This is a genomic window from Methylomonas koyamae (assembly GCF_019669905.1).
Taxonomy (GTDB): domain Bacteria; phylum Pseudomonadota; class Gammaproteobacteria; order Methylococcales; family Methylomonadaceae; genus Methylomonas; species Methylomonas koyamae.
Map to the genome: position 1 here is coordinate 751,250 of NZ_AP019777.1, position 18,629 is coordinate 769,878.

Here is an 18,629-nt window from a genome sequence, read left to right on the forward strand (position 1 = left end):
GGTTTATCCTTGTAAAGCTTTGAGAACGGCGTTGCCCATTTCGGCCGTGCTGACTTGGGTCGTGCCGGCGGAGTAGATATCGGCGGTGCGCACATTGGCATCCAGCGCGCTATTGACCGCCGCTTCGATGCGTTCGGCCGCTTCGGGTTGGTTGAAGGTGTACCTCAGCATCATCGCCACCGACAAAATCGTGGCCAGCGGGTTGGCGATGCCTTGGCCGGCAATATCCGGCGCCGAACCGTGGATCGGTTCGTACATGCCCTTGGCGTTGGCGTCCAGCGAAGCCGACGGCAGCATGCCGATGGAACCGGTCAGCATCGCCGCGATATCGGATAAAACGTCGCCGAACATGTTGGTGGTGACGATGACGTCGAACTGTTTCGGCGCCCGCACCAATTGCATCGCCGCATTGTCGACGTACATGTGGCTCAGTTGTACGTCGGGGTAGTCTTTGCCGACCTCGGCCATCACGTTGCGCCATAATTCGGTGACTTCGAGCACGTTGGCCTTGTCTACCGAACACAGTTTCTTACGGCGCTTTTGGGCGATGCGGAATGCCGAATGGGCAATGCGGCGAATTTCCGATTCGCTGTAAATCTCCGTATTCAGGCCGACTTTTTCGCCGGATTCGGCAACGTGGATACCGCGCGGTTGGCCGAAGTAGATGCCTCCGGTCAATTCGCGGACGATCATCAGGTCCAGGCCGGCAACCACTTCCGGTTTCAGCGTCGAGGCGTGCACCAATTGCGGGTACAAAATCGCCGGCCGCAAGTTGGAAAACAGATTCAGCTCCGAACGGATGCCGAGCAAGCCGCGTTCCGGCCTGATCGCGTGGGCCAACGGTTCCCATTTCGGGCCGCCGACCGCACCGAGCAGCACTGCGTCGGCGTTCTTGCACAGGTTCAAGGTTTGTTGCGGCAGCGGCGTGCCGAAGGCGTCGTAAGCGGCGCCGCCGACCAGTGCAGTCTCGAAGTTCAGGCCGAGGCTCATGTCGGCGTTGATAAAGTTCAACACCTTCAGCGCTTCGGCGACGATTTCCGGGCCTATGCCGTCACCCGGTAACACGGCGATTTTTTTCGGCATCAATCGACCTTATTACCGTGGCTCAAGCTTCTCTGAATAGCCAGGGCGCGCGTTTGGCGCGTTCCGCTTCGTAGGCCTTGATTTTGTCGGCGTGTTGCAAGGTCAGCGCGATGTCGTCCAGGCCGTTCAGCAAGCGGTAGCGGCGGTTTTCGTCGACGTTAAAGCCGATAGACTCGCCGCTCGGCGTCGTGATGGTTTGCGCTTGCAGATCGATGGTCAATTGGTAACCGTCGCCGAGCTCCTTGAACAAGCGGTCTACCGTTTCCGCGGGCAACACGATAGGCAAAATGCCGTTTTTGAAGCAATTGTTGAAGAAGATGTCGGCGAAACTCGGTGCAATAATGGCGCGGAAACCGTAGTCTTCCAAGGCCCACGGCGCGTGTTCGCGCGACGAGCCGCAACCGAAGTTTTCCCGGGTCAACAAGATTTGCGCCCCTTGGTACTGCGGTTGGTTCAGCACGAAGTCTTTATTCAACGGCCGGTTGCTGCAATCCATTTCCGGCTCTCCGCGGTCCAGATAACGCCATTCGTCGAACAGGTAGGGGCCGAAGCCGGCGCGGCGGATCGATTTCAAGAACTGTTTCGGAATAATGGCATCGGTATCGACGTTGGCTCGATCCAGCGGTGCAACCAAAGCGGTCAAAGTGGTAAAAGCCTGCATCGTTTAAGCCTCCTCGGCGACATTGACAAAGTGGCCGGCAATCGCCGCTGCGGCGGCCATCGCTGGGCTGACCAAATGGGTGCGGCCGCCGTAGCCTTGGCGGCCTTCGAAGTTACGGTTGGAGGTCGACGCGCAATGCTCGCCGGCGTCGAGCCTGTCGGCGTTCATCGCCAGGCACATTGAGCAACCCGGTTCGCGCCATTCGAAATCGGCCGCGATGAAGATTTTGTCCAGACCTTCGGCTTCGGCTTGCTGTTTGATCAGGCCGGAACCGGGTACCACCAACACTTGCTTGACCGAGGCGGCTTTTTTGCGGCCTTTGATCGCTGCGGCAGCGGCGCGCAAGTCTTCGATGCGCGAGTTGGTGCAGGAGCCGATAAATACTTTGTCCAGCTTGATGTCGGTGATTCTTTGGCCGGCCTGCAAGCCCATGTAGGTCAAGGCGCGCTCGATACTTTGTTTTTTGACCGGATCGGCTTCTTGCGCCGGGTCGGGAATGCTGGCATCGACCGGCAATACCATTTCCGGCGAGGTGCCCCAGCTTACTTGCGGTTTGATCGCGGCAGCGTCGAATTCGATGACTTTGTCGAACTTGGCGTCGGCGTCGGAATGCAGTTTTTCCCAGTAACGCACGGCCATGTTCCAGTCTTCGCCTTTCGGCGAATAGGGGCGGTCGCGGTAGAACTCGATGGTTTTTTCGTCGCAGGCGATCAAGCCGGCACGGGCACCGGCTTCGATAGCCATGTTGCAGACCGTCATCCGGCCTTCCATGCTCAGCGCACGAATTGCGTCGCCGCCGAATTCGATGGTGTAACCGGTGCCGCCGGCGGTGCCGATCCGGCCGATGATCGCCAGCACAATGTCTTTGGCGGTGACGCCGGGGCCGGTTTTGCCGTTGACCTTGATCAACATGTTTTTGGCTTTCTTTTGTACCAGAGTCTGCGTTGCCAGCGCGTGTTCGACTTCCGAGGTGCCGATACCGAACGCCAACGCGGCAGATGCGCCGTGAGTCGAGGTGTGCGAGTCGCCGCAGACCACGGTCATGCCGGGCAGGGTGGCTCCTTGTTCCGGACCGACCACGTGGACGATGCCTTGGCGAATGTCGGCCATGTCGAATTCGGTAATGCCGAATTCGGCGCAATTGTTTTCCAAGGTCTGGACTTGCAACCGCGAAACCGGGTCGGCGATGCCTTGGGCGCGGCCCGATGTCGGCACGTTATGGTCGGCCACCGCCAGGTTACGTGCCACGCGCCAGGGTTTGCGGCCCGAGATGCGCATGCCGTCGAAGGCTTGCGGCGAAGTCACTTCGTGCAATAACTGGCGGTCAATGTAAATCAGGCACGAGCCGTCGTCTTCGGTGTGGACGACGTGGTCGTCCCACAATTTGTCGTATAAGGTTTTACCTGCCATCTTAATTTCTCTCTGCTGTGGTACGCATTTATGCCGTTTCGGCTATGCGTGCCGTAATCTAAAAGGTACGCGTTATTAAGCCAATGCCGCGAATAGCTTGTCGGTAATGTCCTGCACCGAGCCGACGCCGGCAATCGACGCGAATTTGGCTGTTTGGCCGGCGGCCGAATAAAAGCCCACCAGCGGTTTGGTTTGCTCGTGGTAGACGCTCAGGCGCTTGCGCACGGTTTCTTCCCGGTCGTCGTCGCGTTGGATTAAAGGCTCGCCGGTAACGTCGTCGATACCGTCCTGTTTCGGCGGATTGAACACGACGTGGTAACTGCGGCCGGAAGCCGGATGCACGCGGCGGCCGCTCATGCGTTTGATGATTTCCTCGTCATCGACGGCAATTTCGACGACGTAATCCAGTTCGACGCCCATTTTTGCCAAGCCTTCGGCTTGGGCGATGGTGCGCGGAAAACCGTCCAGCAAAAAGCCGTTTTTGCAGTCGTCTTGCGCAATGCGCTCCTTGATCAAGCCCAGAATAATCTCGTCGGAGACCAGACCGCCGCTATCCATGACTTTCTTGGCTTCGATGCCCAGCGGAGTGCCTTCGCGGACTGCGGCGCGCAACATGTCGCCGGTGGAAATTTGCGGGATGCCGTATTTCTCGGTGATGAACTGGGCTTGGGTGCCTTTACCGGAACCTGGGCTGCCTAACAGGATAATGCGCATATCGATAACTCCGAGCGTGAAAAAGGCATTCCGCCTCTGATATGGTGAATCGGTCCGGGATCTAAGCCAAACTTTGGCGCCGTCGCCGGAAAAAGCCCGACATTTTAGCGCAATTGCCATGCAAACGCCCAAAACTTCCAGAGCAGTTGGTTTTCGGCGGGCAGGTTCGAATGGCTGGCGTAGCCGGCGACAGTTCAGGTCGGTTCGGGCGGTGTCAGGTGTTGGCTGAGCAGCGCGAACTCGGCCAAGGATATGGCTTCCGCGCGCAGATTGGCGTCGATGCCCAATTCGGCAAACGTCGGTTCGCCGATCAGATTTTTCAACGAATTGCGGATGGTCTTGCGCCGTTGCGAGAAAGCTTGGCTGACTAACTGGTTAAAGCCGTCCATATCGGCGACGGCGACCGGCGGCTCGGCATACGGCGCCAGCCGGATAATGGCCGACATTACGGCGGGTATCGGATCGAAGCTTTCCGGCGGTACGTCGAACAACCATTCCGCCTCGCAGTAATACTGCATCATCACGCTGAGCCGACCGTACTTTTTACTGCCCGGCTCCGCGCAAATCCGATCCACCACTTCTTTTTGCAGCATGAAATGCATGTCTTCGACGCAGTTGCAGTCTTCCAGCAAATGAAACATCAGCGGCGTCGAGATGTTGTAGGGCAGATTGCCAATCACCCGCAATTTTTCGCCGGCTGCAGCCAAACCGCTGAAATCGAAATTCAACGCGTCCGCGCTGTGGATGGTCAGGTTGGCGTTGCCCTTGAATTGCTGTTGCAGCCGCGCCACCAAATCCCGGTCCAATTCGACCACGTCCAGTTTTACGCCGCTGTCCAGCAATGGCTTAGTCAGCGCCCCCAGGCCGGGGCCGATCTCGACCCAGTGCTCGCCCGGCTGCGGATGGGCGTAATCCAAAATGTCGTGGATGATTCGGTAATCTTGCAGAAAGTTTTGGCCGAAGCGTTTGCGGGCGGTGTGGGTCATGAAAAGTTAATGTGGAGTTGTGGAATATGGATTCAACGAATTAATTTAGGCCGCTGATGTTTTGCAATTTATCCAATAGTCGTTTGGCGGCCATCTTCTTCCCGTATCGAGCCTGCAATACCTCGGGGTGTAGATTGCAATAAACCAATAGCTTCAATTAAGTTGGATTTTCCACTGCCGTTGTGGCCGATCAAAATATTAAGCGGTTTTAAATCGATGGTTTCGTCTTGAAATGACAGGGGGTTTTTCAGTCGAATTTTTTCCAAAAACATTTGTGCGCTCGTAAAGTTGGGTGTTTCTTAGTTGTCTACCAATCGATCATATCCAACGCCGTTCGTAGCGCAAATTGCAAACTGCCGAGGTCGGCTTTGCCGGTGCCGGCCAGTTCCAGCGCGGTGCCGTGGTCGACCGAGGTGCGCACGATGGGCAGGCCTAGCGTGACGTTGACGGCTTGGCCGAAGCCTTTGTATTTCAAGACCGGCAGACCCTGGTCGTGGTACATGGCCAGCACGGCGTCGGCATGGTCCAAGTACTTGGGGGTAAACAAAGTGTCGGCCGGCAGTGGACCGTACAAATGGATGCCCTCGCTGCGCAGGCGCTCCAGAGTGGGTTCGATGATTCTGATCTCTTCGTGGCCGAGGTGGCCGTTTTCGCCGGCGTGGGGATTCAGGCCGCACACCAGGATTCGCGGCGAGGCGATGCGGAAACGTTGGCGCAAATCGCTGTCCAGTACTCTGACGACTCGGCTTAAAGACTCGTTCGTAATCGCGGCGCTGACCTGGGTCAACGGCAGGTGGGTAGTGGCCAGAGCTACCCGCAGGCCCGGCGTCGCCAGCATCATGACCGGATCGGCGCCGCACAGTTCGGCGATGAACTCGGTATGGCCGCTGAAGCGGAAGCCGGCATCGTTGATCGCTGCTTTATGCACCGGCCCGGTCACCATCGCCGAGAAGGTGCCGCTCAGGCAGCCCAGCGTCGCTTGGCGGATGGTTTCCAGCACGTAGTGGCTGTTGTCGGGATTGAGTCGGCCGCAAACTGCCGGCGCGCCTAGTTTTAGCGGCAATACCGTCAGCGTGCCCGGCTGGTGTTGGATGGCGGGTGGTTGTTCGATTTCGAACAGTTCGATGGTTAGCGGTAGGCCGAGCTTTTCTGCACGCTGTACCAACAGTTCCGGATCGGCCACGGCGACGGGCCGGCACGGGAGTTGGTGTTGTACCAGTTGTACGGTTAAATCCGGGCCGATGCCGGCCGGTTCGCCCGGGGTTAAAGCTATTCTGGGTATCGTCATAGTGGTTTCCCCCGAATCGGGCGCATCAGGCCGGGCGGTGGCCGCTCAACGGGCTTAGGCCCGAAGATCAGACCGGATTGTGTTCCTGGCAGATTTTTTGGCTGTCTTCGATGCTGAGTTTTTCTTGGGTCAGCAGGCAAAAAAAGCCGCCGTCTTTTTCGCTGAAATTTCGGCAGGTCTTGCAGACTCCGAACGATTGCGACTGGTTGGCTTTTTGTAACGCAGTCAAGGCTTGTTGGAACACGTTGGTGTCTGAAGGCGGCGCCTCGCTATGCTGCAAAATTGCCGTGGCGCTGGTGAACAGGTCGGAGGGGCGGGCTTGTTTCAGGATTTCCACGCCGTCCGGCAGCAAATGCAGATGTACTACACGTTTATCGTTAGTATCCGGCGTTTTGCCGATGTAGCCTTTTTTTTCCAAAATGATCAGCGATTGCGAAACGGTACCGCGCGTCATGCCCAGGTAATTGGCAACCGCGGCCGGCGTGTTGCTATATTTGTTACAGCGCGATAGGTAGTTCAGTACTTGGAAATGTACCGGTTGCATGCCCAGTTCGGTGCATTTTTTCCGTTCTTCCGAGCGGATTAACGTGGTCATGCACTCAATAAGTTCATAAATATCAGTCTGTTGCATAAATTGAATTCTGTTCGAGGCGCATAAGGTTGACAAGGACGCCTATCAAGCGGTAAATTGATAGCGAATCGAAACTTTAATTTATAACATTCGGCCTGGAGTCAACAAGTTGTAATTTTACCATGGGAATCCGCGGCACTGCCCGTTGTGGTCTTTTATGGTTTAATGCACCAAGTTGGCTCTTTTTTTAACTTGCGGATGGCGGGGAATTTAGATGAAAAAAACAACGATAAGACTGCGTAAAAATTTACTGGCGAGTTCCATCATCATGCTCTTGTCGTCCGGAGTGGCGCTGGCCAAGAGCGACGATATGCACCAAATCTATCAAGACAACTGCGCGAGCTGCCACGGCTCCGATCACGGCGGGTATTTGGCGCCGGCGCTGAACGCGGACACTTTGAAGGGCCGCAGCCCGACCGCGTTGCGCACCATCGTCATGGCCGGCAGTTTCGATACGCTGATGCCTCCTTTCTACGGCAGATTGAGCGACGACGAGATTCGCGGGGTGATCAAGCACTTGCAGTCAACCCCGAAACAACCGAATCCGGCCTGGACCATAGACGACATGAAAAATTCGTTGAAAGTCTACGTCAAAGACGAGAGCACCTTGCCTAGCAAACCGACTTTCCAGATCGACGATAAATTCGAAAATCTGATCGGCGTAGCTGCGCGCGGCAAATATGGCCGCGGCGAAGGTTCCAAAGCCATTTTCATTAACAGCGCGACCCATCAGAAAGTCGGCGAGGTTGCGACCGGCACTGCTGCGCACATTATCGACTTCAACCCGGCCAATCCGCGTTGGGCTTACGTCAAAACCGACACCGCCGAGATTTTCAAAGTCGATTTGTACTCGATGAAAGCGGTACGCAGTATCAAAACCGGCTGGAACGGCCCCGGCATGGGCGTATCGCGCGACGGCAAATACATCATGGCTGGCTCCTTCGTGCCGCATAACGCCGTGATCTTGGATGCCGATACCCTGGAACCGTTGAAAACCTTTGAATTGGAAGGTATCGATCCCGACGGTAAACATGTCTCATCCGATTCCGGCATGATCATCGGTACGCCGTATGCCGATGTCTTTGCGATCGCGTTGGAAAACGCCGGCCAAGTCTGGATTGTCGATTACAAAAAAGACGGCTTCCCGGTCACCAAAATCGAAAAAGTCGGCCGCCACTTGCACGATGCCTTCCTGACCCACGGTGGCAAAAAACTGATGGTGGCATCCTATGACGACAGCATCGTCGCCGCCATCGATCTGGAAGAGCGCAAACTGATCAAACAATTGCCGGCCGGTTGCGTGCCGCACGTCGGCGGCGGATCGGCGGTGAAAGTCGATGGCCGTACCTTGGGCTTCGGCACCAACTTCGGCGACTGCGACAAGATGGTCGTCAGCGTTTGGGACTTGGACAAAATGGAAGTGGTCAAGCAAGTGCCGGTTTCCGGCGGCACCGAGTCGCCTGCCGCTCATGCCAATGCGCCTTACGTCGCGGTGGACATCATCAGCAAGGACAGACGCGCCCGTACCGTGCAGTTGATCGACAAAAAATCGCTCGAAGTGGTTAAAACCCTGGATGTCGGCGGCCACGCCTACTTCCCGGAATACAGTGCCGACGGCAAATTCCTGTACATCTCCGCCGGCTACAATGGCGACGAAGTCGTGGTCTACGATTCCAACAGTCTGCAAAAAGTAGCTTCGATCCCGATGGAAAGCCCGGCCGGGATTTTCTCCAGAGGTCGTGTCAAGTACATGACTCGCGGTTTGTCGCCTGACGAGATGGAGCAACACAAATGAAAATAGCCCGTTACAGTGCAATGGTGTTGGCCGGCATGTTCGCCGCCAATGCCCAGGCGGTTAGCTTATATGTCGGCCAGTACAAAGCCGGTGTGGTGTGTGCGCAATGCCACGGTATCCGCATGCCGAGCGCGGACGCGCCGTTTCCGCCGTTAGGCGGACGCGATCCGGAATATTTGAAAACCGCGATCAAGCAATACCGCGATAAGACTCGCAAGTCGGACATCATGAACGCGATAGCCGGTTCGTTGACCGATAGCGAGATTGCCGATATTGCCGCTTATTACGGCAGCGTCAAGCCTTAAGCGATGCGGCTCGCCTGGATACTCGGCGTGTTTTGTTTCGGCGTCTGCGCCGACGAGCCGGGTGCTGCTCGCCAGCAGGAACTGGAGAATATGCTGAAGCACGACTGCGGTTCCTGCCACGGTTTGCCGCCGAAAGGCGGATTGGGGCCTTCGTTGATGCCGGACGCCTTGGCCGGCAAAAACGATGCGTTGTTGTTCGATGCGATTCGTAACGGCCGGGCCGGCACCGCAATGCCGTCTTGGCGCCCGTTTTTGAACGATGCCGAGATCAGATGGATGGTTAGTCGTCTGCGTCAACGCTGAAGCCGGCATCGCTTTCGGTTTTGCGCGACCGGACTCCGCCCTTTTGCGGATTTGTTGGAACGGAAAAATTTCGGAACAGGGTCTTCATGAAACTTTTGGCTGCCGCACTGTTGTCTACGCTCGCAATCGCCGGCTCGGCATGCGCCGATTTGCGCGCTACCGGGGACTTGGGCGTCGTAATCGAGCGTGAGGCGGGTACGATTCAAATCGTCAACACTACTAAGCCGGCCATGCTGAGCCGCATCGAAGGTCTGGGCGATTTGTCGCACGCCTCGGTAGTATTCTCCCGCGACCAGCGCTACGCCTATGTGTTCGGCCGTGACGGCGGACTGACCAAAATCGATCTGCTGCAGGACAAAATCGACAAACGGATCGTGCAGGCCGGTAACAGTATCGGCGGCGCGATTTCGCAAGACGGCAAGGTCATCGCCGTGTCCAATTACACCCCGGGCGGCGTCAAACTGTTCGACGCGGTGACGCTGGAAGCCTTGGCCGAGATTCCCGCGGTATACGGCGACGAAAACAAATTATCCAAAGTCGTCGGCTTGGTCGATGCGCCGGGCCAGCGCTTTGTCTGCAGCCTGTTCGATGCCAACGAAATCTGGCTAATCGACGCCAAAAATCCGCGCCAACCCGGCGTTAAGAAATTCAAGGATGTCGGCAAGCAACCTTACGATGCATTGTTGAGTCCCGATGGCCATTATTACGCCGCAGGTTTGTTCGGCGAAAAAGGCTTGGCTCTGCTGGACTTGTGGCAACCGGAGCAAGGCGTGCAGCATATTCTGGACGACTACGGTAAGGAAGACGAGCAATTGCCGGTCTACAAAATGCCGCATCTGGAAGGCTGGACCATGGTTGGCGACTGGCTGTTCGTACCGGCGGTCGGCCGGCACGAAGTGTTGGTCGTCGACAAGCACGACTGGTCTCTGCTGAAGCGGATTCCGCTGGCGGGCCAACCGGTGTTCGTCAGCGCTCGCCCCGACGGCCGGCAAGTTTGGGTGAATTTCGCTTTTCCGGATAACCAGACGCTGCAGGTTATCGATGTCAAGGATTTGAATGTCGTCAAGACTCTGCAACCTGGCAAAGCCGTGCTGCATATGGAATTCAGCCCACGCGGCGAAGCGGTATGGCTGGCGATACGCGACGACGACCGGGTCGCCGTTTACGATACCGAGACTTTCGCTGAGATTTCGCGGCTGCCGGCGCAGAAGCCCAGCGGCATATTTTTTACCGACCGTGCCAATCGGATAGGTTGGTAACCATGTTGGCGCAGTTGCAAACCTTGCACAAACACTTGTTGAACGATTATCAGCAGGACTTCCCGCTGAGTCCGACCCCGTATCGCGATATCGCCGAGCAACTCGGCGTCAGCGAGGATGAAGTGTTGCATGCCTTCGAGGAGTTATCCGCCCAACGCATGATCAGCCGGATCGGCCCGGTGATCGCGCCGAACAGCATCGGCAGTAGCGCTTTGGTGGCGATGGCGGTGCCGGAGCACGATTTGGCGCGTGTCGCCGAACTGGTCAGTGCCTATCCGGAAGTCAATCATAACTATGAGCGGGAAAACCGGTTCAATCTGTGGTTCGTCGCGGTCGCCGACGACGAGCCGCAGCTAAACGCGGTGATTGCCGAGATCGAAACTCGCAGCGGTTATACGGCGATGACATTGCCGATGCTGGCGGATTACTTCATCAACCTGGGCTTCGAGATGAATCTACATGATTGAGACCACCGACCAGCATTTGATTAACGCAGTGCAGGCCGGGCTACCGATCGCGGCGCGGCCCTATGCCGTGATCGGCGAACGTTTGGGGCTGACCGAGCAGGAAGTGATCGAGCGTCTGGCCCGGTTGCGGGCGCAGGGTCTGATCAAGCGCTGGGGGGTGGTGGTCAAGCATCGCCAACTCGGCTATCGCGCCAACGCGATGATCGTGATGGACGTGCCGGACGAACGGGTTAGCGATGTCGGCGCCTTACTAAGCCAGCAGGCTTGCGTCAATTTGTGTTATCAACGCCCGCGCCAGGGCGAGGTCTGGCCGTACAACCTGTACTGCATGATTCACGGTAAAAGCCGCGAAGTGGTATTGGAACAGTGGGCTGAGTTGCGCCATGGTTGCGCGCTGACCGGGTATGCCTACGAAGTATTGTTCAGCCGGCGTTGCTTCAAGCAGCGCGGCGCGTTGTATTCGCTGCGTGGCGCTTTACCGGTGCAGCCCGGCGGCGGACAGGGTCAGCCGACATTCGAAATTCATTCGAGCTGACCGCTATGGATCCCTCCGATAAAGCCATTGTTAACCGGCTGCAGCAAGGCTTCCCCATCTGCGACTCGCCTTTTCGTTACGTCGCCGAAGAGCTGGGTATAGCCGAATCCGAATTGTTGGCCCGGTTGCAAACCATGCTGGCCGAAGGCGTGCTGTCGCGTTTCGGGCCGATGTACCATGCCGAACAAATGGGTGGGGCGCTGACGCTGGCAGCGTTGAAAGTACCTGACGATCGGTTCGACGAAGTGGCGGAAATCGTCAACGCCTTTCCGGAAGTCGCTCACAACTATGCGCGTAACCATGTTTTGAATATGTGGTTTGTATTGGCCACCGAGAAGCCGGAACAGGTATCTGCGGTAATCGGCCGGATTGAGGACGCGACCGGTTTGGCCGTCTACAACATGCCGAAAATCAGCGAATACTATGTCGGCTTGCAATTGGAAGCGTGATGAATATTGATGCGGTCGACCGTCAAATTATCCAAGCTACCCAGGCCGGTTTGCCGTTGGTGGCGCAGCCCTATCAGGCGGTCGCCGAGGAGTTGGGCTTACCTGTCGAAGATGTTATGCAGCGGCTGGCACGGATGCAGCGAGACGGGATCATCCGCCGCATCGCCGCGGTGCCCAACCACTACAAACTGGGCTACCGTTACAACGGCATGACGGTTTGGGATGTTGCCGATCGCTACGTCGATAGTCTGGGGCCGCAAGTGGCCGAATTGCCATTCGTCAGCCATTGTTACCAACGGCCGCGGCATTTGCCGGACTGGCCCTACAATCTGTTCGCGATGGTGCATGGCAAGACCGAACAAGACGCCGAGCGGCAGGTGGCGGCCATCGCCGAGTTATTGGGCGAGCGGGCCCGCAGCCATGAAGTGCTTTACAGCACTAAAATTCTGAAAAAGACCGGCCTGCGCATCGGAGGATAACCATGTTCCGTCTCAGCCAATACATGCGCGAAGTGCTGGCGCCGACGCCGTTGCAGCCGGCGCGCAAACCGTCCGGGCCGGTCGTGATCTGGAATCTGATCCGGCGTTGTAATCTGACCTGCAAGCATTGCTATACCACTTCCGCCGATATCGATTTCCCCGGCGAACTGACGACACCGGAAATCTACGCAGTAATGGACGACTTGAAAGCGTTCAAGGTGCCGGTGTTAATTCTGTCCGGCGGCGAGCCGCTGCTGCATCCCGATATTTTTGCCATATCGCAACGCGCTCGCGATATGGGGTTTTACGTAGCATTGTCCAGCAACGGCACATTGATCAACTCCAGCAACATCGAGCAAATTGCAGCGATAGATTACCAATACATCGGTGTCAGCCTGGACGGCATGCGCGAGGCGCACGATAAATTTAGGCAGAAACAAGGCTCTTTCGATGCCTCGCTGGCCGGCATCCGTCTATGCCGCGACCACGGCATCAAGGCCGGAGTGCGTTTTACGTTGACGCAAGATAACGCCCACGATTTCGGCGCGTTGTTGCAGTTGATGGATGACGAGGATATCGACAAGTTTTATTTGTCGCATCTGAATTACGGCGGCCGCGGTAACAAGAACCGTAAGGATGACGCGGAGTTTCAATTGACCCGCAACGTGATGGATGCCTTGTTCGAGAAATCGCTGGGCTGGGAGCAGCAAGGTCTGCATCGGGAGGTCGTCACCGGCAATAACGATGCCGATGCCGTGTATTTCCTGAACTGGGTCAAGCGGCGTTTTCCGGAGCGGGCCGAACATATCCGGGCCAAACTGCAGCAATGGGGCGGCAATGCCTCCGGCGTCAATGTGGCCAATATCGATAACTTGGGCAATGTCCATCCCGATACCTTCTGGTGGCATTACGGCTTGGGTAACGTGCGGAAGCGACCGTTCTCCGAGATTTGGCAGGATACCTCGGACCCGTTGATGGCCGGCCTGAAAGCTTCGCCGCGGCCGTTGCAGGGGCGTTGCGGCAGTTGCGGTTACCAGTCTATCTGCAATGGCAACACCCGGGTCCGGGCGCAGCAATTGACTGGCGATTTTTGGGCGGAAGATCCGGGTTGCTATTTGGTTGACGAGGAAATTGCCGGCTAAGAGGCGCAGCTAAATCCTGCTGCTGCCGGTGCGTTTAACGCATTAATGCGCACGGCAGGCTCCACAGCAGCGTCGTCGAATGCGGCGACGCGAAATCGACTTCGAGGCGGGTCAAAGAGGCTTTTTTGATGCATAGCACATCGGCCGACGTATTCAGCAATTGGGAGATGCACTCCGAAAAATCCGGTTCGTGGCCGACTAACCATATGTCCTCTCCGCCGTGGTTTGCCAGCAAGTTCAATTGTTCCCCAATTTGATGCGGGGCTGCGCCGATCGCCAGCCAATCGGTACTCTGCGCAGCGGGGCAGCCGGGTAAATAGGCGTGGAGTAGATCGGCCGTTTGTTGGGCGCGCAACACCGGGCTGCAAAACAGGTTTCCGGGGATAAGTTGGTTTCTTTCGCAGAAGGCGGCCAGCCGTTTGACCTGTTTAATTCCTTTGTCGGTAAGCGCCCGGTCTGCATCGGCTTTTGCCTGGGTATGTTCTTGCGCGGTGGCGTGTCTCAGAAACGTGATCAGCATTAGTAAAGCCCTCGGTTGCACCGGAAACGGTGTCCGATTTTACTGCGATTTGCGTCGGCGGTGGATTAAAGCGTTTAGCCGATCTCCAGCGGTACAATAATTGTTGACCAAAATACTGGGGATAGTCATAATTCCCTACCCATTCAATTGCTTAAGAGTTTTATATGGCAGATCCAATTGTATTTACCGATAGCGCTGCGCAAAAAGTCGCGGGTTTGATTCAAGAAGAGGGTAACGACAATCTTAAACTGCGGGTTTATATCAGTGGCGGCGGCTGTTCCGGCTTCCAGTACGGCTTTACTTTCGATGAAGAAGTGAACGAGGACGATACGCAAATCGTGAACGGCGGAGTCATCGTGTTGATCGATTCGATGAGCATTCAGTACCTGAACGGCGCGGAAATCGACTACAAGGAAGATTTGTCGGGTGCACAGTTCGTGATTCGCAATCCCAACGCCACGACCACTTGCGGTTGCGGCTCGTCGTTTTCAGCTTAATCCTGGCCCGCCCGGGTAAATTCCTCCCAGAATCACGGGCACTTTGGCGCCGGTGACGCTACAAAGGTTACCCGGCAAGCCGTTCAGGGTTTGCCGGGCCAGCCAAGCAAACGCAATCGCTTCGACGTGATCCGGATCGATGCCTATGGTTGCCGTCGATGCGACCGGAAGCCGCATGTTTTCCGCCAACAAGCGCAATAAGTGCCGGTTATGGGCACCCCCGCCGCAAATGAACACTTGCGTGGTTCCGGGAGCGTGCTGGCGAATGGCTGCTGAGATGGTGTCCGCGCTGAATTGGCACAGAGTCGCTTGAACGTCTTGTGCCGGTAAGTCGCCGAATGCTTCGATTTTCTGTTGCAGCCAGGCGGCAGAAAAATACTCTTTGCCGGTGCTTTTCGGTGGCGCTAAACGGAAATACGGATCGTCTTTCAATTTAGTTAACAGCTCTTGATTGGTTCGTCCGCTGGTCGCCCAGTCGCCGCCAGGATCGAACACGCCCGAATGGTGTTGTTGATACCAATAGTCGAGCAATCCATTGCCGGGGCCGGTGTCGAAACCGATAGCCGGCTTGTCGTCGAGCACCGTGATATTGGCGATACCGCCGATGTTGACCACGGTTCTGACCTGGCTCGAATCGCTGAATACCGCTTGGTGGAACGCGGGCACCAGCGGTGCGCCCTGACCGCCGGCGGCGATGTCGCGGCGGCGAAAGTCGGCAACCGTGGTAATGCCGGTTATTTCGGCAATGCGGTTCGGATCGCCGATTTGTAGTGTGAAGCCGTCGATGCCGGCCGGGGCGTGGTAAACGGTTTGGCCGTGGCTACCGATTGCGGTGACGGCACTGGCCGGTATTCCGGCTTTTGTTAACAGTGCGTTTGCGGTTTCGCCGAATAAACGGCCGATTCGGCTATCCAAAGTGCCGTAATCTTGCAATAGCACAGCCTGATTGGCTTGGCTTACGGTCTGGATGGATTGGCGTAGTTCGCTGGGAAAGGCTTGGTAATGGAATTCGACCAAGGCAATTTTGTGGTCGGAGAAATCGACCAGGCCAGCATCGATGCCATCGATGCTGGTGCCGGACATCAAGCCGATATAAAGTTCGGCCATTTCTTTAGTTTTGCGCCACCTGCGCGTCGCCTTTGGCTTGCCTCAGTTGCGCGACCAGCGGTTGGGTCTGAGCCTTGAATTTGGCTAGCAAAGCTTTATCCATCGGCATCGAATGAGGCAATTTCACCGTGACCGGATTGACGTGTTGGCCGCCGATACGGAATTCGTAATGTAAATGCGGGCCGGTGGCCAAGCCGGTTTTGCCGACGTAACCGATCACGTCGCCTTGTTTGATGCTGCTTCCCACTTTCTGGCCGGATTTGAAACCCGACAGATGGGCATAGAGCGTCGAATATTTTTGGCCGTGTTCGATTTCCACTACATTACCGTAGCCGTTTCGGATGCCGCGGAACACGATTTTGCCGTCACCGGTGGTTTTGACCGGCGTGCCGATGGCGGCGGAGTAATCCACGCCCTTGTGGGCACGAATTGTGTTCAATATCGGGTGTTTGCGGTGTAGGTTGAAGTGTGAGCTGATTTTGGCGAAGTCCATCGGCGTTTGCAGGAAGGCTTTGCGCAAGCCGTTGCCGTCCGGCGTGTAATAGCCGGTATTGCCTTGGTTGTCTTCGAAGCGTACCGCGGTATAAGTCTTGCCTTGGTTGACGAATTCCACCGAGAGGATGTCGCCGGTGTCGAATTCGCGCCCTTCCACGAATAGCTTTTCGTAAACCACGGTGAACTCGTCGCCGTCGCGCAAATTCAATGCAAAATCGATGTCCCAGGCAAAGATGTCGGCCAGTTTAAGGATGATCTTCTCCGGCAGTCCGGCTTGGGTGCCGTCTTCGAACAACGAGGAGTGGATGGTGGCTTTGGCGCTGGCGACTTGGTAGTCGACTTTCTTGCTGAGCAGTTCGACATCGAATCCGTCGTCGTGGCGCGTGGCAATCAGCGTTTCGAATGGGTTTTTGGCGTAAGTCAACCGTTCCAGTTCTCCAGACGAATTAAGCGTGGCAACGACATCTTGTCCTGGTTCGACTGCAGCAAATTGCTTGCCGGTGGCGTTGGCATGGACAATTTTATGTAGGTCTTCGCGGCTCAGGTTTAAGTCCGAGAAAATGCTGGAAAGGTTTTCGCCGGATTTGACGGTGTGTTCCAACTCCTCGGTGACGTCGAGGTGTTGGATTTTGGGTTTGGTTTGACTGTAATTGGTGTATCGATCGAGTCTGGAAGAGATCAGTTTGTCTTGTTCCAGAATTTTGGCGTCTTCCAAACCTTTGTGCGGGATCAATCCGTAACTTGCGCTTGCGGCAACAACGGTACAAGCGCCTAACAGCGCCGACTTGAGTATTCTGTTCTTCACAGCAATCACTTTTCATTGTTTGTCGAACGCCCAATTGTAGGCAATTTTATTGTTCATGGCTAACAAAAGGGGATTTTTTATCGTTCGGTACAGTTGCATCCCTTATAATGCGCGCCCTAAAAACGAAGGCTATTAGGAGAGTGTTTTGTTGCAAGAAACCTTGGCTCAGCTGCGTTACGGGGCTGAAGAAATCTTATTGGAATCCGATTTTGTCAAGAAGCTGGAGGAAAATCGTCCGTTGACGATCAAGGCCGGATTCGATCCGACCGCTCCGGATTTGCATTTGGGGCACACCGTACTGATCAATAAGCTGAAGCAGTTTCAGGACGCCGGCCACAACGTTCAATTTTTGATCGGCGACTTCACGGCCATGATTGGCGATCCGACGGGTAAAAATGTCACGCGGAAGCCGTTGAGTAGAGAGGAGGTGTTGGAGAACGCCAAGACTTACCAAGCCCAAGTGTTCAAGATCCTGGATCCGGAAAAAACCGAGGTGAAATTCAATTCGGCCTGGATGGGGGCAATGACCAGTGCGGAATTGATTCAGTTGGCTGCCAAACATACCGTGGCCCGAATGCTGGAGCGGGATGATTTCAGCAAACGTTACAAAAGCGGACAGCCGATTGCGATCCATGAATTTTTATATCCGCTGATCCAGGGTTACGACTCGGTAGTAATGAAAGCGGACGTCGAGCTGGGTGGGACCGATCAAAAGTTCAATTTGTTGGTTGGGCGCCAATTGCAGGAGATTTACGGCCAAAAGCCGCAAATAGTTCTAACCATGCCTATTTTGGAAGGTCTGGACGGGGTGCAGAAGATGTCCAAGTCTTTAAACAATTATATTGGTATTGCTGATGTACCGGACGATATGTTCGGCAAGATCATGTCGATATCGGATGAGTTGATGTGGCGTTATTTCAAATTGTTGAGTTTTCGGCCGATGCTCGAAATCGAGCGTTGGCGGCAAGCGTGCCAGAATGGAGATAATCCGCGAAATTACAAAGTCGCGCTGGCGCAGGAAATCGTTGAGCGGTTCCATGGTGCGGCTGCGGCGAAAGCGGCATTGGAAAATTTCGAGGCGCGTTTTCAACGGGGTGCGATACCTGACGATTTGGATGACATTCAGTTGGAAGCCGGTGCCGAGGGATTGCCTATTGCGAATCTACTGAAAAATGCCGGTTTAGTGGCGAGTACTTCGGAAGCCTTACGTTTGATCAAACAAGGCGCTGTAAAAATCGATGGCGAAAAGCTGGAGGATTCGAAGCGGGTGATCGCTGCGAGTACCCACGTTTATCAGGTTGGTAAAAGAAAAGTCGCGCGAGTGACGATTAGTAGTTGACAGTGAGGTTTGAAGTGAATACAATGAGCGGCTCTTCACTGCTGAGCTGTTTAGGGATTTGAAGTTTAAATCCTTTGAGTGGTGAGGGCGAGTGGTTTGCTGGTTGCTTTTGGTGATGGCAAATTGCTTGTTTTGATTGGCTTCGGTTCTTGTGTTGGATTTTGAGAGTTGAAAGTCGGTTAAAAAAAAGTGGTTGACATGATTTCTGATTGCTGTAGAATATGTCGGCTCAACAGGGCGAAATGCTCTGGCTCTTTAACAAACTGAATCGAAATAATTTGTGTGGGTATGTGTAGCGATACGTTTCTGTTAGAAACTATCGATACAGACCACGTCAATTTAAGCTTATAAATTACGTT

The 18,629-nt window shown here is 55.6% G+C and carries 22 protein-coding genes; 11 read left to right on the forward strand and 11 right to left on the reverse strand.

All coding sequences use genetic code 11. From position 1 onward, the window contains the following. Positions 1-3: 3 nt before the first annotated feature. From leuB to MKFW12EY_RS03675, 8 genes are all read right to left on the reverse strand, one after another. Positions 4-1,083, reverse strand: coding sequence for a 3-isopropylmalate dehydrogenase (gene leuB / locus MKFW12EY_RS03640; protein WP_221054023.1), 1,080 nt, complete (start codon positions 1,081-1,083; stop codon positions 4-6). A gap of 22 nt (positions 1,084-1,105) precedes the next feature. Then, entirely contained in the window at positions 1,106-1,744 is a 639-nt protein-coding gene (leuD, locus tag MKFW12EY_RS03645) for a 3-isopropylmalate dehydratase small subunit (protein WP_221054024.1), read from the reverse strand. A 3-nt stretch (positions 1,745-1,747) separates the two neighbouring features. Further along, positions 1,748-3,154, reverse strand: coding sequence for a 3-isopropylmalate dehydratase large subunit (gene leuC, locus MKFW12EY_RS03650; protein ID WP_054760230.1), 1,407 nt, complete (start codon positions 3,152-3,154; stop codon positions 1,748-1,750). Between the two features lie 75 nt (positions 3,155-3,229). Next, on the reverse strand, positions 3,230-3,868 hold the full coding sequence (adk, locus tag MKFW12EY_RS03655; protein WP_054760233.1) for an adenylate kinase: 639 nt from the start codon (positions 3,866-3,868) through the stop codon (positions 3,230-3,232). A 194-nt stretch (positions 3,869-4,062) separates the two neighbouring features. Continuing rightward, the gene (rsmA, locus tag MKFW12EY_RS03660; protein WP_054760235.1) at positions 4,063-4,854 is read right to left on the reverse strand and encodes a 16S rRNA (adenine(1518)-N(6)/adenine(1519)-N(6))-dimethyltransferase RsmA; all 792 of its coding nucleotides are present in this window, start codon (positions 4,852-4,854) and stop codon (positions 4,063-4,065) included. 68 nt (positions 4,855-4,922) lie between these two features. Continuing rightward, on the reverse strand, positions 4,923-5,126 hold the full coding sequence (locus MKFW12EY_RS03665) for an AAA family ATPase (RefSeq protein ID WP_082409721.1): 204 nt from the start codon (positions 5,124-5,126) through the stop codon (positions 4,923-4,925). A gap of 35 nt (positions 5,127-5,161) precedes the next feature. Beyond that, positions 5,162-6,142, reverse strand: a complete 981-nt coding sequence (gene pdxA / locus MKFW12EY_RS03670; protein WP_054760236.1) for a 4-hydroxythreonine-4-phosphate dehydrogenase PdxA — start codon at positions 6,140-6,142, stop codon at positions 5,162-5,164. Positions 6,143-6,209: 67 nt separating this feature from the next. Next, complete coding sequence (locus tag MKFW12EY_RS03675; RefSeq protein ID WP_375142689.1) at positions 6,210-6,737, reverse strand: MarR family winged helix-turn-helix transcriptional regulator; 528 nt, start codon at positions 6,735-6,737, stop codon at positions 6,210-6,212. A gap of 250 nt (positions 6,738-6,987) precedes the next feature. On the opposite strand from MKFW12EY_RS03675, the gene MKFW12EY_RS03680 reads away from it, so the two are divergent. The 9 genes from MKFW12EY_RS03680 to nirJ all read left to right on the forward strand — a co-directional run bounded on the left by MKFW12EY_RS03680 (position 6,988) and on the right by nirJ (position 13,507). Next, entirely contained in the window at positions 6,988-8,568 is a 1,581-nt protein-coding gene (locus MKFW12EY_RS03680; RefSeq protein ID WP_054760238.1) for a nitrite reductase, read from the forward strand. After that, positions 8,565-8,873, forward strand: a complete 309-nt coding sequence (locus MKFW12EY_RS03685) for a c-type cytochrome (RefSeq protein WP_054760240.1) — start codon at positions 8,565-8,567, stop codon at positions 8,871-8,873. Before MKFW12EY_RS03680 ends, MKFW12EY_RS03685 begins: the two co-directional genes overlap by 4 nt. Before the next feature lie 3 nt (positions 8,874-8,876). Further along, on the forward strand, positions 8,877-9,176 hold the full coding sequence (locus MKFW12EY_RS03690) for a c-type cytochrome (protein WP_221054025.1): 300 nt from the start codon (positions 8,877-8,879) through the stop codon (positions 9,174-9,176). An 86-nt stretch (positions 9,177-9,262) separates the two neighbouring features. Further along, positions 9,263-10,435 carry a cytochrome D1 domain-containing protein gene (locus tag MKFW12EY_RS03695; protein ID WP_054760242.1) on the forward strand — a complete coding sequence of 391 codons (1,173 nt, stop codon included), beginning with the start codon at positions 9,263-9,265 and terminating at the stop codon, positions 10,433-10,435. Between the two features lie 2 nt (positions 10,436-10,437). After that, positions 10,438-10,902, forward strand: a complete 465-nt coding sequence (locus MKFW12EY_RS03700; RefSeq protein WP_054760244.1) for an Lrp/AsnC family transcriptional regulator — start codon at positions 10,438-10,440, stop codon at positions 10,900-10,902. Continuing rightward, entirely contained in the window at positions 10,895-11,437 is a 543-nt protein-coding gene (ahbB, locus tag MKFW12EY_RS03705; RefSeq protein ID WP_221054026.1) for a siroheme decarboxylase subunit beta, read from the forward strand. The genes MKFW12EY_RS03700 and ahbB (MKFW12EY_RS03705) overlap by 8 nt, the downstream gene beginning before the upstream one ends. A 5-nt stretch (positions 11,438-11,442) precedes the next feature. Next, positions 11,443-11,886: an Lrp/AsnC family transcriptional regulator gene (locus MKFW12EY_RS03710; protein WP_054760246.1), complete on the forward strand. Its 444-nt coding sequence runs from the start codon at positions 11,443-11,445 to the stop codon at positions 11,884-11,886. Beyond that, positions 11,886-12,365, forward strand: coding sequence for a siroheme decarboxylase subunit beta (gene ahbB / locus MKFW12EY_RS03715; RefSeq protein WP_221054027.1), 480 nt, complete (start codon positions 11,886-11,888; stop codon positions 12,363-12,365). The genes MKFW12EY_RS03710 and ahbB (MKFW12EY_RS03715) overlap by 1 nt, the downstream gene beginning before the upstream one ends. 2 nt (positions 12,366-12,367) lie before the next feature. Beyond that, positions 12,368-13,507 (forward strand): heme d1 biosynthesis radical SAM protein NirJ, encoded by a 1,140-nt coding sequence (gene nirJ, locus MKFW12EY_RS03720; protein WP_054760249.1) that lies wholly within the window; start codon positions 12,368-12,370, stop codon positions 13,505-13,507. Between the two features lie 34 nt (positions 13,508-13,541). On the opposite strand, the gene MKFW12EY_RS03725 is transcribed toward nirJ, so the two are convergent. After that, entirely contained in the window at positions 13,542-14,027 is a 486-nt protein-coding gene (locus MKFW12EY_RS03725) for a SixA phosphatase family protein (RefSeq protein WP_221054028.1), read from the reverse strand. Between the two features lie 164 nt (positions 14,028-14,191). Here MKFW12EY_RS03725 and erpA point away from each other — a divergent pair, with 164 nt between their 5' ends. After that, complete coding sequence (gene erpA, locus MKFW12EY_RS03730; protein WP_054760250.1) at positions 14,192-14,524, forward strand: iron-sulfur cluster insertion protein ErpA; 333 nt, start codon at positions 14,192-14,194, stop codon at positions 14,522-14,524. Here erpA and MKFW12EY_RS03735 read toward each other — a convergent pair. Together MKFW12EY_RS03735 and MKFW12EY_RS03740 are read right to left on the reverse strand one after the other, a co-directional pair. Further along, a complete protein-coding gene (locus MKFW12EY_RS03735) occupies positions 14,516-15,631 on the reverse strand; it encodes an anhydro-N-acetylmuramic acid kinase (RefSeq protein ID WP_221054029.1) in 1,116 nt (371 codons plus the stop codon). The two genes, erpA and MKFW12EY_RS03735, sit on opposite strands and share 9 nt — an antisense overlap. 4 nt (positions 15,632-15,635) lie before the next feature. After that, positions 15,636-16,931: a peptidoglycan DD-metalloendopeptidase family protein gene (locus MKFW12EY_RS03740; protein WP_054760253.1), complete on the reverse strand. Its 1,296-nt coding sequence runs from the start codon at positions 16,929-16,931 to the stop codon at positions 15,636-15,638. Between the two features lie 148 nt (positions 16,932-17,079). Here MKFW12EY_RS03740 and tyrS point away from each other — a divergent pair, with 148 nt between their 5' ends. Further along, positions 17,080-18,270 (forward strand): tyrosine--tRNA ligase, encoded by a 1,191-nt coding sequence (tyrS, locus tag MKFW12EY_RS03745; protein ID WP_425334039.1) that lies wholly within the window; start codon positions 17,080-17,082, stop codon positions 18,268-18,270. Positions 18,271-18,629 lie beyond the last annotated feature (359 nt).

Bases quoted from the DNA above. Each gene is read 5' to 3' on its own strand.
- MKFW12EY_RS03700 (WP_054760244.1), top strand. From the start codon at position 10,438: ATGTTGGCGCAGTTGCAAACCTTGCACAAACACTTGTTGAACGATTAT.
- leuC (WP_054760230.1), bottom strand. From the start codon at position 3,154: ATGGCAGGTAAAACCTTATACGACAAATTGTGGGACGACCACGTCGTC.
- pdxA (WP_054760236.1), bottom strand. From the start codon at position 6,142: ATGACGATACCCAGAATAGCTTTAACCCCGGGCGAACCGGCCGGCATC.
- MKFW12EY_RS03675 (WP_375142689.1), bottom strand. From the start codon at position 6,737: ATGACCACGTTAATCCGCTCGGAAGAACGGAAAAAATGCACCGAACTG.
- leuB (WP_221054023.1), bottom strand. From the start codon at position 1,083: ATGCCGAAAAAAATCGCCGTGTTACCGGGTGACGGCATAGGCCCGGAA.
- MKFW12EY_RS03690 (WP_221054025.1), top strand. From the start codon at position 8,877: ATGCGGCTCGCCTGGATACTCGGCGTGTTTTGTTTCGGCGTCTGCGCC.
- MKFW12EY_RS03735 (WP_221054029.1), bottom strand. From the start codon at position 15,631: ATGGCCGAACTTTATATCGGCTTGATGTCCGGCACCAGCATCGATGGC.
- ahbB (WP_221054027.1), top strand. From the start codon at position 11,886: ATGAATATTGATGCGGTCGACCGTCAAATTATCCAAGCTACCCAGGCC.
- MKFW12EY_RS03695 (WP_054760242.1), top strand. From the start codon at position 9,263: ATGAAACTTTTGGCTGCCGCACTGTTGTCTACGCTCGCAATCGCCGGC.
- leuD (WP_221054024.1), bottom strand. From the start codon at position 1,744: ATGCAGGCTTTTACCACTTTGACCGCTTTGGTTGCACCGCTGGATCGA.
- nirJ (WP_054760249.1), top strand. From the start codon at position 12,368: ATGTTCCGTCTCAGCCAATACATGCGCGAAGTGCTGGCGCCGACGCCG.
- rsmA (WP_054760235.1), bottom strand. From the start codon at position 4,854: ATGACCCACACCGCCCGCAAACGCTTCGGCCAAAACTTTCTGCAAGAT.
- adk (WP_054760233.1), bottom strand. From the start codon at position 3,868: ATGCGCATTATCCTGTTAGGCAGCCCAGGTTCCGGTAAAGGCACCCAA.
- MKFW12EY_RS03685 (WP_054760240.1), top strand. From the start codon at position 8,565: ATGAAAATAGCCCGTTACAGTGCAATGGTGTTGGCCGGCATGTTCGCC.
- MKFW12EY_RS03680 (WP_054760238.1), top strand. From the start codon at position 6,988: ATGAAAAAAACAACGATAAGACTGCGTAAAAATTTACTGGCGAGTTCC.
- ahbB (WP_221054026.1), top strand. From the start codon at position 10,895: ATGATTGAGACCACCGACCAGCATTTGATTAACGCAGTGCAGGCCGGG.
- MKFW12EY_RS03725 (WP_221054028.1), bottom strand. From the start codon at position 14,027: ATGCTGATCACGTTTCTGAGACACGCCACCGCGCAAGAACATACCCAG.
- MKFW12EY_RS03710 (WP_054760246.1), top strand. From the start codon at position 11,443: ATGGATCCCTCCGATAAAGCCATTGTTAACCGGCTGCAGCAAGGCTTC.
- erpA (WP_054760250.1), top strand. From the start codon at position 14,192: ATGGCAGATCCAATTGTATTTACCGATAGCGCTGCGCAAAAAGTCGCG.
- MKFW12EY_RS03665 (WP_082409721.1), bottom strand. From the start codon at position 5,126: ATGTTTTTGGAAAAAATTCGACTGAAAAACCCCCTGTCATTTCAAGAC.